Annotated in this window: 15 protein-coding genes; 9 read left to right on the top strand and 6 right to left on the bottom strand. The window is 46.0% G+C overall.

From position 1 onward, the window contains the following. Nucleotides 1–130: 130 nt before the first annotated feature. Nucleotides 131–1870 (bottom strand): ABC-F family ATP-binding cassette domain-containing protein, encoded by a 1740-nt coding sequence (locus C2I18_RS02575; protein ID WP_249899732.1) that lies wholly within the window; start codon nucleotides 1868–1870, stop codon nucleotides 131–133. Between the two features lie 632 nt (nucleotides 1871–2502). On the opposite strand from C2I18_RS02575, the gene C2I18_RS02570 reads away from it, so the two are divergent. The 4 genes from C2I18_RS02570 (at nucleotide 2503) to C2I18_RS02555 (ending at nucleotide 6779) form a co-directional block, all read left to right on the top strand. Then, on the top strand, nucleotides 2503–3507 hold the full coding sequence (locus C2I18_RS02570; RefSeq protein WP_249899731.1) for a glycosyltransferase family 2 protein: 1005 nt from the start codon (nucleotides 2503–2505) through the stop codon (nucleotides 3505–3507). Nucleotides 3508–3779: 272 nt separating this feature from the next. Then, entirely contained in the window at nucleotides 3780–4784 is a 1005-nt protein-coding gene (locus C2I18_RS02565; RefSeq protein ID WP_249899730.1) for a DUF6625 family protein, read from the top strand. Beyond that, nucleotides 4777–6186: an MATE family efflux transporter gene (locus C2I18_RS02560; protein ID WP_249899729.1), complete on the top strand. Its 1410-nt coding sequence runs from the start codon at nucleotides 4777–4779 to the stop codon at nucleotides 6184–6186. Before C2I18_RS02565 ends, C2I18_RS02560 begins: the two co-directional genes overlap by 8 nt. A 284-nt stretch (nucleotides 6187–6470) precedes the next feature. Then, complete coding sequence (locus C2I18_RS02555; protein WP_249899728.1) at nucleotides 6471–6779, top strand: hypothetical protein; 309 nt, start codon at nucleotides 6471–6473, stop codon at nucleotides 6777–6779. A 132-nt stretch (nucleotides 6780–6911) separates the two neighbouring features. Here the strand turns inward: C2I18_RS02555 and C2I18_RS02550 are convergent, their stop codons facing one another. From C2I18_RS02550 to C2I18_RS02535, 4 genes are all read right to left on the bottom strand, one after another. Next, nucleotides 6912–7091, bottom strand: coding sequence for a sporulation histidine kinase inhibitor Sda (locus tag C2I18_RS02550; protein ID WP_249899727.1), 180 nt, complete (start codon nucleotides 7089–7091; stop codon nucleotides 6912–6914). Nucleotides 7092–7312: 221 nt separating this feature from the next. Continuing rightward, nucleotides 7313–7645 (bottom strand): LytTR family DNA-binding domain-containing protein, encoded by a 333-nt coding sequence (locus tag C2I18_RS02545; protein WP_249899726.1) that lies wholly within the window; start codon nucleotides 7643–7645, stop codon nucleotides 7313–7315. Nucleotides 7646–7787: 142 nt separating this feature from the next. After that, nucleotides 7788–8306, bottom strand: a complete 519-nt coding sequence (locus C2I18_RS02540; protein WP_249899725.1) for an accessory gene regulator ArgB-like protein — start codon at nucleotides 8304–8306, stop codon at nucleotides 7788–7790. After that, nucleotides 8287–8952 carry a hypothetical protein gene (locus tag C2I18_RS02535; RefSeq protein WP_249899724.1) on the bottom strand — a complete coding sequence of 222 codons (666 nt, stop codon included), beginning with the start codon at nucleotides 8950–8952 and terminating at the stop codon, nucleotides 8287–8289. Before C2I18_RS02535 ends, C2I18_RS02540 begins: the two co-directional genes overlap by 20 nt. Before the next feature lie 133 nt (nucleotides 8953–9085). Between C2I18_RS02535 and C2I18_RS02530 the strand changes: the two genes are divergently transcribed. After that, nucleotides 9086–9523: a DinB family protein gene (locus C2I18_RS02530; protein WP_249899723.1), complete on the top strand. Its 438-nt coding sequence runs from the start codon at nucleotides 9086–9088 to the stop codon at nucleotides 9521–9523. A gap of 110 nt (nucleotides 9524–9633) precedes the next feature. After that, nucleotides 9634–9897, top strand: a complete 264-nt coding sequence (locus C2I18_RS02525) for a hypothetical protein (protein WP_249899722.1) — start codon at nucleotides 9634–9636, stop codon at nucleotides 9895–9897. Between the two features lie 46 nt (nucleotides 9898–9943). Here the strand turns inward: C2I18_RS02525 and C2I18_RS02520 are convergent, their stop codons facing one another. Beyond that, complete coding sequence (locus C2I18_RS02520; protein ID WP_249899721.1) at nucleotides 9944–10513, bottom strand: thymidine kinase; 570 nt, start codon at nucleotides 10511–10513, stop codon at nucleotides 9944–9946. Nucleotides 10514–10731: 218 nt separating this feature from the next. Between C2I18_RS02520 and C2I18_RS02515 the strand changes: the two genes are divergently transcribed. From C2I18_RS02515 to C2I18_RS02505, 3 genes are read left to right on the top strand one after another with little or no spacing between them, the layout of a single operon-like run. Further along, nucleotides 10732–10941: a hypothetical protein gene (locus C2I18_RS02515; RefSeq protein WP_249899720.1), complete on the top strand. Its 210-nt coding sequence runs from the start codon at nucleotides 10732–10734 to the stop codon at nucleotides 10939–10941. A 19-nt stretch (nucleotides 10942–10960) separates the two neighbouring features. Then, nucleotides 10961–12709: an ABC transporter ATP-binding protein gene (locus tag C2I18_RS02510; RefSeq protein WP_249899719.1), complete on the top strand. Its 1749-nt coding sequence runs from the start codon at nucleotides 10961–10963 to the stop codon at nucleotides 12707–12709. Further along, nucleotides 12690–14543, top strand: a complete 1854-nt coding sequence (locus C2I18_RS02505) for an ABC transporter ATP-binding protein (RefSeq protein WP_249899718.1) — start codon at nucleotides 12690–12692, stop codon at nucleotides 14541–14543. The genes C2I18_RS02510 and C2I18_RS02505 overlap by 20 nt, the downstream gene beginning before the upstream one ends. Nucleotides 14544–15147 lie beyond the last annotated feature (604 nt).

The following is a 15147-nucleotide window of genomic DNA, read 5'->3' as shown; positions in this document are numbered from 1 at the left end:
GGGGGAGCCGGCAATCGTAGACATGTTATCGTATGGATCAAAATTACATAAATAAGGATGTCGAGACTTTCTCGGCATCCTGAAGACACTGAGTCAGTCATCAGTGTTTTTTTATCATACCTTCAGAGGCTTACAGCCGCTTATTCAACTCTTCCAGCTCATCAAGCATTCCTTTTGCGGATTCAAAATCAGTCTTTTTTAAAGCCAGCTCTATTTTCGTTTCGACTGATTTCTTCTGCTGTTCGGTTTCCAAGTAATCTTTGTCAAAATGGCCGGCATAGATCATCTTTCTGAATTTGCGCATACTCATTTTTCTAATCGTCTTTTCGTCAATAATGAGCACATAGTCCATCCCATTTACCACGGAATAGAAGTCATGAGAAATCATGAGGATTGCCCCTTTGTAATCTTCAATGGCTTTCTCCAGGGCAATTTGCGAATAAAGGTCTAAATGGCTTGTAGGTTCATCCAGAAGCAGCACGTTTGCGTTACTGGCAGAAACTTTGGCCAACTGCAGCATATTTTTTTCTCCGCCGGATAAAGCCTCAATCTTCTGAGTAAAGATTTCTCCCTCAAAACCATAGTCCGCCAGATATGATCTAACCTCATCATAGGTGCTGAAACCGGCATCGATGAATTCCTCCAGGATGGTGTTAGAATCATTCAGCACTTCGCCTTGAAGCTGGGATAAATAAGCCACTTTAGCATCAGGGTGCACTCTAATCGAATCGAGATTGTTGTTGAAAATATCCCGGAGCAGCGTCGTTTTACCGGTACCGTTGGGACCGATAATGGCTACTTTATCCATAGAGTGGATCTCGAAATTCACTTTTTCCAAAAGCAGCTCATCAAAGGCAGCACTGTAATTATGGACACTTATAACGACACTGTCTTCAATTTCATGACCGGTACCAAAGCGGATTTCCGGCTGCTTAATATCAACGAATGGGGCTTTAAGTCTGCGCGCTTCCAGTCGTTCCTGAAACTTAACTCTGGCTTTGAGTGCTTTCCCTCTGGAGGCTTCTGAATTATAAGTTGCAATCGCTCTGAGGTTAGTGATAATGTTCTCGTTACGCTCGATTTCTTCCTGCTCAGCGATGGTGAGCTCCTGCAGCTCGATTTTCGTCTGAAGCAGTGAGAAATTGTAATCAATATACCGGCCATCGAACTCCTGAATCTCCATGTTTTCCAGGTGAATAATCTTATTAAAGCAATGATTCAGCAAGTACCGGTTATGTGTAACAACGAGCAGTATCCCTTTGTGGGAATTAATCAGATTTTTCAGTGCATTAAGATTGTCAAAGTCTAAGAACACATCCGGTTCATCCATAATCATGAGGTCCGGTTTAGAGAGCATTTCCTTTATTACTTGTATAAGCTTGAATTCCCCGCCGCTGAGGTCGGATACTCTGACATCTTTCAGCTTCATGAGGTTGGCCAGGTTTAACTGCTTATTAATATTGCTTTCAAAATCATCCCCGCCCATCGAATCCAACGCGTCTAATGCGGCTTGATACTTTTCCAGTAAAGGTTCAATATCGTCCGAGGTTTCCATTTCCGTGCAAATCGCATTGATTTCATTTTGGATCCTGATAAATTCTGCCCCTATATATTCAAAAACGGTTGCTTCTTTATTCTCATCCAGCTGCGGGAACTGGCTTACATATCCGATTGTGCAAACAGGGTCAATCTCCAATTTGCCATCGTACAGATATCTTTCCGGGTCCATCAATATATCGAGCAGCGTGCTTTTGCCGCTCCCGCTGGTTCCGATAAAAGCGCAATGCTGTGCTTCTTCAAGTGTAAAAGAGATGTTTTTATATAATTCTTTTTGCGGAAATGAAAAGGATAAGTTATCAACTGTTATCATACGGCTACCTTTCTTTATTGACGAATTAGTGGCTACTATATAAATGTACTGAAATGCATGGATTTTGCGTTACGCTAAGTTGTTAGAATAACACTGTTTACAACCAACTTCAATCATTTCAGTTCGGATGGAACTGCATCTTTATCTCATCAAAGAATAGGCTTGAAAATTATCCTATAAGGAAAGAGTGGCGGAGGAGAAGTTTGGAACTGTAGGAGCATTAGCGTCCGCCTTTGTCTGCGGATTTCCACTACGAACAGTGGTATAAATTAGAGAAATCTGCAGACAACAGCGGCCGGAAGTCCAAACATTCTCTGGAGTCACGGTCATTTCCAAATAGAAAGCAAGACCTGATTCTAACCAAATGAAAATGGGTAATACAAAGCGCAGCAATTACACAATCCGTTATAGATACTTACAGGCGCTCCGAATACATATGATTCACCGTCAGTTACATCAACCATGATATGATAATCATTGCAGTATTAAAATAGCCTGAATCCGTCAATTTGCATACATCATGTGGTACACTAACAGTAACATTTTTATAAGAAATTCATGGATAAGCTGTAAAAAAAGGATGAAATCCGCCAAGCTCGGCGGCAATACTACAAGAATGCGGGGGTATTAGAATGGGGCCACAAATCAGTATTATTGTTCCGGTCTATGATGTTGCTGACTATTTGCCTAAATGTATTGAATCGATACTCCAGCAGACTTTTACGGATTTTGAGCTGATCTTGATTGATGACGGTTCGCCTGACGATTCTCCGCAAATCTGCGATCATTATGCAAGCCAGGACAGCAGGGTGCGCGTCATTCATAAAAAGAACGGCGGAGTATCCGAAGCCCGGAACTGCGGACTTGATATTGCCAGGGGCAAATATATCGGCTTTGCAGACAGCGATGACTGGCTGGAGAATGACATGTTCGAGCTCCTGCATAAGCTTATTGAGAAGCACAATGCGGATATTGCGATTTGCGGTCATTACGTAGTTAAGGATGATTCCACCGAACCGCTGTACGAATATTTTGAAGGCGAAATTGTGTACAGCAATGTGGAGGGTGTGCAGAAGATCGTTGAGGATGTGGAGATTCAAAGCTACCTGTGGAACAAGCTGTTCAGAAGAGAGCTGTTTGAGAATGTCCGTTTCCCGGTCGGCAAAACCTATGAGGATCTGTGGGCGATGTATTTCTTATTCAAAAATGCCAACAAATCGGTACGGGTATGGGATCCGAAATATCATTATCTGCAGCGGGGCGGCAGCATTACGCAGGTATGGGACGACAACAGCTTTTATAACTACTATTGTGCTGTAATTGACAGATACAATGACCTGAAGACTAACGGGAAGAACCCGTCTTACCAGGACATCTCCAGACAATATCTTGATAATGTGGTGGAGTACGGCTTTAACTATTACAACTACTATATCAAAAAAGGAATCAAGGCCAATGATGAACGCTGCGAGGAATTTGTCGAATTTCTGAAGCATAATATCAATCCTTTTTTCCGGAACAATACGCTGAATTTTAAAAATAAATTAAGTATCAGCCTGCTGTTTCTGAATAAAAAAATGTATGCTTCGCTGTTCAAATTTGCCTTCGTTGTGCTCCGTAACAATAAAATCGGATAATTGCAGCCCGCTGTCAGACCCAATTAATGCATTAATGAAAATGCTTCTTTATTGGATGGGTATTCCAATGGAGAAGCTTTTTTTTTCGTTGCGGCTAAGACAAAAAACTCCATACTTTTTACTATTTTTATGGTAAAATAATCCTACTTCATTTCTTGTTTTCAAGATAATGATTTATGTGTATAAGTCTATAGCCCTCTATACGCAGGTTTGTTGCAAGCGCCAACATTTGGAGGGGACATTTTTTACTAAACACTTGGGGAGAGAGAGTTATGATAAGTAAGGAAACAGACACTAAGGAGCTAACCGTCTTTAATAACCGCATTTTGTTATTTGCGCCTTACTTTGGGCAGCTGCCCGACCATTTTCCGTTATGGTTAAAATCATGCCAGTATAACCCCACTATAGATTGGGTTTTGTTCGTGGATAAGCCCCCTGCGGTTGCATTGCCTGACAACGTCAGAATTATTGAGACCAGACTCGAGGACTTCCGGGACATTATTTCCAAGAAGCTGGATATGTCGGTGGCTATCCGCGATGCGTATAAGCTGTGTGATTTTAAGCCTACATACGGATTTGTCTTTGAGGATCTGCTGAAGGGTTACTCCTATTGGGGGCATTGCGATATAGACCTGATTTTTGGGGATATCCGCAAGTTTATAACGGATGAAATTCTGCATACCCACGATAAAATACTGTTCTGCGGACATTTGACCATCTATAGAAACACTCCCTCGGTCAACAAGCTGTTTATGTACCAGAACGGGCACGTAAACTATAAGGAGGTATTTGCAGATCCGGAGTGCCGTTTCTTTGACGAACATGGCGGTATGGATGTCATTGCCCATCTGGCGCAGATCAAGCAGTACAGCAACATTATTTTTGCCGATATTTCCCACAAGTATAACAAGCTGACCCTGACCGAACTGCATAATCACAAGCATCAGGTATTTTATTGGGAGAACGGGGAAGTGTTCCGGGAGTATCTGGATGACAGATATGAAAGCCTGCGGCATGATTCGTTTGCTTATATCCATTTTCAAAAAAGGAAGATGAAATTACATAGTAACGCACTGGATGCAGCCTCCTTTTTCATTACCCCTAACGGTTTTGAAGTTAAAAAGACTGCGGTGATGACCAAGGAAGATTTCAGTAAGTACAATAATAAAAGACTGATGCTGTTCGACTTGTATTACTACAACCTCAACAGGGCCAAAAGTAAAATCAAGCGGATGCTGACTCAGTCTGCTTACAGACGGGTCGGGAAAAATGAATAACAGGACAACTAGAATTATCAAAAATGCATCTTATACGATAGGCTCCAATTTTATTTCGCTGTTCATCTCGACACTGGTTATACTGATTATTCCAAAGCTGGTGGGCGTGGCGGAGTATGGTTATCTGCAGCTGTACATTTTTTACTCCTCTTACGTATTTCTCGCTAACTTAGGATGGAATGACGGCATTTATCTGAGATATGGCGGGCAAAATTATAAGGATCTTGATAAACCTTTGTTTTTGTCCCAATTTCATATGATGGTCTGGTTTCAGATTCTCCTGTCTGCTTCAGCCATAGCGGTGGCCACGCTTCTAAAGGTTCATACCTTTATCCTGTTTGCTTTGATCGCTTGTATGTTCCTTACCAATGTAAGAGCGATGCTGCACTACACCATGCTGGCCACCAACCGGCTTCAAGAGCATGCAAAATCCAATATACTGGACCGCCTGCTGTATTGTATCGTGATCGTCGCCGCTTTATCCCTCGGATTTAAGGACCATAAGTATTTGATTATGGCAGATCTTTTCGGCAAGTCGGTTTCGTTGCTGTACGCTGTCTATTGCTGCAAGGATATTGTAGTACATAACCTGCGGGTGTTTAAATTCAATATGAAGGAGACCGCCAGTAATATTAACGCAGGGATCAAATTAGTCTTTGCTGATGTGGCCAGCATACTGAATATCGGGATTATCAGAGTCGGAATAGAGCGGGCCTGGGACGTCACAACCTTTGGTAAAGTTTCTTTGACCCTGAGTATCTCCAATATGTTCATGCTGTTTATCAACGCGCTGAGCCTGGTACTGTTCCCGCTTTTACGGCGGAGTGATGAAGAGAAGTATCCCGGAATTTATCTTGCCATGCGCAGCATACTTCTTTCTTTATTGTTTGGGATCCTGATTTTTTATTGGCCGCTCAAGCTGATATTGAACAGTTGGCTGCCGCAGTATACGGATAGCATAAGCTATCTGGCGATGTTATTCCCGCTCTGTCTGTATGAAGGCAGAATGTCACTGCTCGTGAACACCTTCCTCAAAACCTTGAGAAAAGAAAAATTAATGATTTCGATTAATCTGCTCTCCCTGGGGTTCAGCTTTCTCATGGTCTTTATTACGATCGTGCTGATCCGAAATCTGGACATGGCTGTTTTTTCGATCCTGCTGGTATCCGCTGTGAAATGTATAATATCTGAAATTAAACTGGCCAGAGTGATGGGATTGTCGTTGAATAAAGAGCTGGTGCTGGAGTCAGGTATCATTATGATCTTTATTTTAACCAGCTGGTTTTACGTTTTGGATTATTCCATTCTTGTGTATGCCGCAACCTATGCAGTCTATCTTTTATTCAGTTATAAAAAAATAATGAGCTCGGTGAGATTAATCAAAGGGCAGATCACTTCGTGATCTGTTTTTTGTACGTTGCGGCGTCGTCCTTTGCTATTTTAACCAAATTAGCCATAAGAATTTATGGGATAAATGGTTATATTGAAACAAAAAGTGCGATCTTGTGGTATGATAGTGGGACGGGGTATGTATTTCGCATATAAATTTTGTAAACCATAATTAATGCATGCACCTGCCAGATTGTTTTCAATTATGAATAATGCTTGCCCTTTCTTGCAGCCATCTATTCATCTTGATCCATAAACCAGCTAAACAAATGGTTATACAGAAAAGGGGATGCCTAAATGAGAATCAACATGAAGTTTACGACAAAGGGAAAAGCGGCAATTGAGAATTTCACCAATGAAGAGCTGCTGGAGATCTTCGCCAGATATATCAAGACCCTGACCAAGAAATATGACATCGAAATCGAAGTGCCTGTGGAGATTAACCAGAATATCGTAGCCGACGGGACAGTGGTTGCTATGGCACAGAACGTGAAATGTGATGTCGATACGTTCTTCAAGGAACTGGGCCGTGATATCAAGGTTCCCCTCAAAAAAAGACTCGGGGCCAAGCTCGACAATGTGTTCAAAACAGAGGTTATTGAATAGTCCGGACAACTGCATGTGTGCAGCAACAAAGAAGCCACTCTTCATGATGAATTGAAGAATGGCTTCTTTGTGCTGGATACGAAGGATTCTGCGGAAAGAATGTATATGTAGAAGAAGGTGAAAATACTATAATCAAGAATCCAGATGTTCTGATTCCAATAATTTTCGTCCGGAAAGTACATTCTTGATAATTTCAATAAAATCAGGCGAAGCTTTTGCCTCCACCGCCAATTCATAGATGTTCAATAACTGTTCGTCAGATAACAATTCCAGAGAAGAGGGGCGCGGAGAAGGATGAAAATAATATTCCATTAGATTCCTCCATCGGTTATTTAGTAGAGTGGGTAAAAAAACAGCTAATATAACTAAATGGTACCATTTGGAAGGTTAGCCGTCTCCTGTCATTCGCCCTGCGAATTTTTATTTACATAAAATAGTTTTTATGAGATAATATTTGGCTGATTTCAGATCCGATAAAAGGAAGATCCCGGAACAGTAAATGTGCCGGGATCTTTTGCGTAAACCTTAAAACACTACTGTGGCTTTTTCTTGCGCAAAGCTAAAAACCGTTTGACGCGGGATTCATTGGATTCCGATACCGTAACGAATTGTTCCCCCTGATTAAACAGAGCAACCTTCCGCTCGGAATCGTAATCCTCTACATTGTTGAGACTGACCACATTGCTGCGGTCGAGACGTTCAAAACCGATGCTGGCATAGGCGGCATACAGGTCGGACAGAGAAGTGGGGAGAACAAACTCGCCTTCTTTCGTATGGACGAATATTGTATTCTTATAGCTGGAAAAATACAATATCTCTTCTTCCCTGATATTCAGGGAAGAGCCGTCGTTTAGTAAGACTCGCATGTTTTCCCCATCCTTGTTCAATTACTTCCGTAATTCTTTTGGCGCTTCTGGGCTGTATGCCCAAGGCTTTAATACAGTTGAAAAGACACGGGCAGACGATGTCAGTAATTTCGATGCAGAGCGGGCAAGAGTCTTTTTCATATTAGTCCCTCCTTTTCATGGGAATTAATGTTAGAGATTGGACCAGGAAGGCCAATCCTATGACAGCCGAATGAACAAAAAAATTAGCAGAAACCAATAGAAGTGCTATGACTTTCATCCAGGGATACCAATGTAGAGGAATATTAGCATTGGCGTCAGGGTTAGGAGCGAATATAAGCATAATAATCCAGCAAATGATGTTAATGATCCATAGGTGATTTTCGATAAGGAAGGCGAGATGTGGTATAGATGCACATAAGGTTATGGAGAAGATATTGCATGCGGCTGCCGTTGTAAGATGTCTTCCCCCCGAGAAAAAGCGGATAATGCCGAAGCTGAAGAGAGCAGCGGCGGTAGTCGGTAAGCTGCCGGTGAGCAAGCCGATGAACAGCGAACCCGTTACGATGAGCAGACTGTTGAGTATTATGTTAAGGGCATATTGCATAACCTCAATCGAGCTGGTCTCTTGCGGATTAGCCTGTTTGATTAAGGAAGCGATTCTATAACTTAAGGTATTCATGTCCGCTCCTGTCCTTTTTATAGGATAAATAAATATAACAAAACAATAGAAATCCATAAATTAGAGGGACAGTATAAAAGTAGTCGGAGTTATAAAGATGCGTGATGGAAATTATAATGGCTGCAGTAGGCAGGTTAAGGATAAACATGAGGATTTCACGTTTGCTGGGTGTGATCGTGCCGTCAGGCTTATCCGGAATAAAGTCGAAGCCCTTGCGCTTGCGGCCGATATAGTATCCAATTATAATGGCGGTGCAAGATGTTAATAACTGCATTACATAAGTGCTGATTTCCATGCCATAAAACGTATGGGACGAAAAATTGCCTATTCTATTAAGGAGGAAAATATAGACCAGCTGAATAAAGCTGTAAGCCTGATAAGTAATTCCTGTGAGGATTGCCGCGTAAAATAAGTGAGTACGGAACAGCAGCCAATAAAAGCAAAACATTAAACCATATTGAATAATGATATCTACTTCTACCCATTGATTGTTGGCCCTGATGATATATGAGAAAAAAGCCATAATAGCACCAGCGAAAATCATTTCTTTCGGATAAATATCAATCTTGAACAGCTTGAAGCCAAAAAAGAACATCGCAAAAGTCTCTATCACAGAAAAAACCACAAAAAGCCCGAAATTCAGCATGCTGACACTCCCGAAGACCAGACTGACAAAATCCTAATCTTGCAAATATTATACATAATGAACTAAAATACAACAATAAGATTTTACACATTTCACCAATTATTTTGTAAAAATATAGGAGGGGGATTGTATTATGTTTCAGCGGCCAGGCAAAAATGAATATCTTGAATCTCAGGAGCGGTATGTTTCTCTAGTTCCGGCTGAAGGGGATCTGCTCACCATTCTAAAGGAACAGACCGCAGAAATGCACAGTCTGCTTGGGGGATTAACCGAGGAGCAGGGGAATTACAGATATGCGCCGGAGAAATGGAGCATCAAAGGGGTAATCGGCCACCTTACCGACAATGACCGGATTATGTCCTACCGTATGCTCTGCTTCGCCAGAGGGGAACAGGCGCCGCTGCCTGGTTATGATGAGAATGACTACGCTGCTGCCGGAGAATTTGACCGCTTCACGCTTAAGGAGATGGTGGAGCATTACGGGATTGTACGCCAATCCACTCTCGCCCTGATGGCAAGTTTTAAGGAGGATGCCTGGACCGGGCGGGAAAATTCTATGACGCGGAAATGACGGCCAGAGCCAAGGCCTGCATCATTATCGGACATGAACGGCATCATATGAACATTCTTAAAGAGCGGTATTTGAATTAACCTGTGCCCACAAGACGGGAGGGGACGTGAATGGGCTTGTTCAGAAGCATCCTGCATTTCTTCATACCGCGAGAACGGGCATTAATTCTTACAACCTTTAATCAGGAACAGTATTTCCGCGCCAAAGCCCGTCTTGCATCCGAAGGTATTCCCCAACGCTCCAAGATTACAGGCGGGACGGGCAGCGGAGGGCAGGGAAGCCATTTTAGGGCAAGAAGTATGGTTCAGCACGACCTCTACGTACGCAAGGAAGACGAACACAGGGCGGCATCGGTGATTCATCAGGCCCGTTAACAACAAAAGCATTCCGGCCGTTTCGGGCTGGAATGCTTTTATATTTTTAGAGCGGCGGATTCTTGTGGCACTTACGGCAAACCGGATAATACGCTTCATTACCGCCGATCTGGATCTGCTTGCCGCTGTATACAGGCTTGCCGTTCTCCACGCGCAGCGCCATAGTCGCTTTACGTTCGCAGAACCAGCAGATCGTCTTCATCTCTTCGATTTTGTCCGCATAGATCAGCATATATTTGCTGCCTTCGAACAGATTGTTCTGAAAATCATTTTTGAGTCCGAACGCCATGACGGGAATGTTCAGTTCATCGACAATGCGGACCAGCTGGAGAATGCAGTCTTTGCTCAGGAACTGGCACTCGTCAATCAGTACACAGTGGGGCTTCGGCAGATTGCTGCTGACAATGCCGTAGATGTCTGTATGATCGTCTATGGCTATGGCCTGCTTGCGCAGTCCGATCCGGGAGGAAATATAGCCGACCTCGTCCCGGTTATCAATGGATGGCGTAAAAATGAGCACCGACTTGCCCTGCTCCTCATAATTGTGGGCAACCTTGAGAATCTCAATGGATTTGCCGCTGTTCATTGCCCCATACTTGAAAAACAACTGTGCCACGTCCATCTATCCTTTCACTGTTAACCTGTGTGTATATGCCGAAAAATGCGACCTTATTAGAGTATCATACTCACAGATGAACTAGCCAGTGAAACATTGCCCGGATTTTAAGCAAATTTGAGTCTTGTCACTTCAACCTGTTTTTATGGGGTATATGATATAATGTACGAATTACGAAATTCAGCAGGGGATATTCTACAGAAAGGAAGTTATGGAAGGTGTCGGACAAATTGGAGGATTATAAGACAAGAATGGCGGCTCTTCAGGAGCGCGGGGAACTATCACAGGAGGCAGACAGCCTGATGAAGGAGATGCTGGAGGAGCTGGCTGAACTGAACCGCAGCAACAAGGCCCTCCGGCGGGTGATTCTGAAAAATGGACAAGGTTCAGCAATGTCTACACGTTTGCGGGATGCTCTCTACGAATAAACAAATGAGGTAAATGCCGATGAACTTAATTTTCTCCTATCTCAAAAAGTACCGGGTCACCGCAATTGCTGCCTTGGTGATGATGGTTATCGAGCTGGCAGTGGAGCTCTCACAGCCTTTGCTGATCTCGAAAATTATCGATAACGGAATTATGCAGGATGACATTTCAGTAGTCTGGCTGTGGGGTGGAGTGCTTACGCTGAGTGCAGTGGTTGCGTTTGGGGCAGGGGTGCTGAGCTCTTTTTTTGCCTCGCATGCCGCCCAGGGCTTTGCCTTCGATCTCAGGGAAAGGCTGTACGAGAAGGTGCAGTCCTTAACCTATGAAGTATTCAGCCGGTTTGCAACCTCCTCGCTGATTACACGGCTGACCGGAGATGTGACACAGCTGCAGGATACTGTATTTATGGCACTGCGGTTTATGACCCGGGTCCCGCTGGTGGTGACTGGCAGTGTGGTTATGGCGCTTGTGGTGCATGTGAAGCTGGGACTGCTGCTGGCGGTTACGCTGCCGGTGCTGATTCTGTTTCTTGTGTGGGTGATGCGCAGGTCTTCGGCCTTGTTCCGGATTGTCCAGGGCAGGCTTGATGGTGTAAACGGTATCATTCAGGAAAATCTTACAGGCATCCGTCTTATCCGGGTATTTGTGCGCATGGGGCATGAAATCGGCCGGTTCGCCAAATTCAGCGGAGAATTGATGAAATCGACAGTTACTGCACTGCGGTTAACTGAAACCATGGGACCGCTCATTATGCTCATCGTGAACGCGGGCATTGTCGCTGTGCTGTGGTTCGGAAGAATCGAGATTGCTGCAGGAGATGCTACGCTTGGAGAGACCGTCGCAGTAATTAACTATTCGCTCCGTACCATTGGAGCGATGTCCGCGCTGTCCTGGATTATGTCGACCTTCTCGCGTGCGGTAGCTTCAGAGCAGCGGGTATCCGAGGTAATGGCTTCCCCTGAAGGACGGGGAGAGTTGTTGTCTTCTGCAAAAGCTGACAGTGCCGGGGCCCCCCTTAAAGGAGAAATTGAATTTGCTGATGTTACCTTCAGCTATCCCGATAGTGAGATCACGGTGCTGGAGGATATATCTTTTAAGGTTAAACCCGGAGAACGGGTGGCCATTATGGGAGCGACCGGATCCGGAAAATCCTCGCTCGTAAGCCTGATTCCGAGACTGTATGAGCAGACCGGGGGAGTCATCCGGATTGACGGCCTGGACAGCTCTGAAATTGATATTTCAAGGCTGCGCAGATCAATCGGGTACGTTCCCCAGGAGGTGCTGCTCTTCTCCGGTTCGGTCCGGGAGAATATTGCCTGGGGGAATGAGCATGCGTCCGGGGAAGAAATTGAACGGGCAGCTGCAGCGGCGCAAATTCACGCCACGGTACAAGGTCTGCCCCAGGGCTACGATACAATGATCGGCCAGCGCGGTGTGAATTTGTCGGGAGGGCAAAAGCAGCGGCTGAGTATCGCCCGGGCGCTGGTGAGAAAGCCGGCTATTCTGATACTTGATGACAGTACGAGTGCACTGGATGCTGTGACAGAGGGGCTGCTGCTGGAGGAGCTGGAGCGAATGTCCTGCACCACGGTGCTGATTACCCAGAAGATCAGCTCGACGGAATCAGCTGACCTGATTTTGCTGCTGGATGAAGGCCGTCTAATTGCCAAGGGTACGCATCAGGACCTGATGAAATCCGCACCATTGTACCGGAAAATATATGAATCCCAGACAGGGGAGGAGGCGCAGCATGTTCAAAGCATTACTTGAGCCTTTCCGCCATCCCAAGCTTGAGCTGGGGACCGGAGGCGGACGGGATACAGCTCCGGCTGTTAACCGTAAACCGAAGGCAAAACCCAAGAACTGGTCCGGGACACTGAGACGGATCTGGAGCTACCTGGCCAAACGCAAAGCTAAGCTGACTCTTGTGCTGCTGATGGTTCTGCTCAGCTCCGGCCTGGCACTGCTGGGACCTTATCTCATCAGCCGGGCAGTGGACCATTATCTTGAGGGGGACGGGGGCAAAACCTGGGGGATGTTCCTGATCATGCTTGCCCTCGTCTATCTGTTCACTTCACTGACTACCTGGCTGCAGAATATATGGATGATTGAGGTAGCCCAGGAAACGGTATACCGGATGCGCACCGATTTGTTCTCCTATCTGCACCGGTTGCCGATTTCGTTCTTTAACCGCAGGCAGCAGGGCGAAATTATGAGCCGCCTGACCAATGACATTGAGAACGTCAGCTCGACGCTGAACAGCTCGGCGATCCAGATTTTTTCCAGTGTGCTGACACTGGTCGGTACGCTCGGGGTCATGCTGTGGCTGAGTCCTCTGCTTACGCTTTTGACGTTCATCGTGGTTCCGCTGATGTTCCTGGGCATGCGCTGGATTACGCGGCGGACAGGCCCGCTGTTCAAGGAGCGGCAGCGCAATATGGGCGATATGAACGGTTACATTGAAGAGACCTTGTCGGGCCAGCGGATCATTAAGGCGTTTTCACAGGAGGAAAGGGTAATCTCCGGCTTCCGTGAGCGCAATACGCGGATTATGCTGTCCGGATTCTGGGCGCAGACGATCTCCGGCATGATTCCCAAACTGATGAATGGGCTGAACAATCTGAGCTTTGCCATTGTCGCCGGGATCGGCGGTCTGCTGGCAATCCGCGGGTTGGTCACGGTCGGTATTATTATCGCTTTTGTGGAATATACGCGCCAGTTCACGCGCCCGCTTAATGATCTGGCCAACCAGTGGAATACTATGCTGTCGGCGATTGCCGGCGCGGAGCGGGTGTTTGAGGTAATGGATGAAGAGACGGAAGCGCGGGACGAAGGCGCAGCAATCACCCTGGATCAGGTGGATGGTGCGGTTACGTTCAAGAATGTATCTTTCTCCTACGACGGGGGAGAAGATACGCTGTATGATATCAGCTTTGAGGCCAAGCCGGGTGAAATGATTGCGCTTGTCGGGCCGACTGGGGCAGGCAAGACGACGCTGATCGGCCTGCTGTCCCGGTTCTATGATCCGAGCAAGGGCAGTATTACGCTGGACGGAAGGGATTTATCCTCCGTCCGCCGGGAAAGCCTGCGGAGCCATATGGCTTTTGTGCTGCAGGATACCTTCCTGTTCAAAGGAACGATCCGTGACAATATCCGCTACGGCCGGCTGGATGCCACCGACGCGGAGGTGGAAGAGGCGGCCAAGCTCGCCAACGCCCATTCGTTCATTGTACGGATGCGCGGAGGCTATGACCGGATGCTGTCCGTAGACGGCAGCGGCATCAGCCAGGGGCAGAAGCAGCTGCTGGCGATTGCGCGGGCGATACTCGCCAATCCTTCGATGCTGGTGCTGGATGAAGCGACAAGCAGCATCGATACAGTCACCGAAATCAAGATCCAGGAGGGTCTGCAGGCCTTGATGAAGGGGCGGACCAGCTTCGTCATTGCCCACCGGCTCGGCACCATCCGCGCCGCGGACCGCATTCTCGTGCTTCAGGACGGCCGCCTGCTGCAGCAGGGCTCACATGATGAGCTGCTGCGCCAGGGCGGGCTGTACAGCGAGCTTGTGCATGGCGCGCGCAAGGCGGCGCCGGGCGGGGCTTAGGGCAGGACGGTATTAGACTGGTACCGGAAATCCAAGTTGTTTATGACTTGGATTTCTTTTTGTTATGGCATAAGTCAGTGGAGTGTGTGAACCGCGCAAAAACACGGCTATGCGGGTGGACAGAGTGTTGAGAAACCCAGCTCTTTTAAGGGTCTTGGGTTTCTTTGCTGTGTTTCCATGTCTGCGGACGCTGCACCCGTTATCTGTCTCCTCCTCTTTCGTACGCTAACGGACACTGCGTCCGTTATTTGCTGAAAATCGCCCCGTTTCCATGGCTAACGGACCGTTGTTCCTTTATTCTGCTAAATGATGAGTAAAATAAGCCCTTTCGGATGAAATAACGGATCTAGGGTCCGTTAGCTTTCCCATACACACCTCTAACGCAAAATAACGGATCTGGGGTCCGTTAGCATTAGCATTTCCAAGTCATTAATATGTCCTGGTGCGTATGAGGTGATGGGTTGGAGTCGGCAATCGTTAACGCGGTGTCGTATGAGATCCAAATCACATAAATAAGGTTGTCGTGACTTTCTCGACTGCCTTAACACCTGCTATGCGGGTAGGGGAACTAAGTAATGTACCCGGTTTTTCGAGTATAATGGTC

This window comes from Paenibacillus sp. PK3_47 (assembly GCF_023520895.1).
GTDB lineage: Bacteria > Bacillota > Bacilli > Paenibacillales > Paenibacillaceae > Paenibacillus_AQ.
Note: the sequence above shows the minus strand (reverse complement) of the source record. Positions and strands in the feature narration are given on the sequence as shown.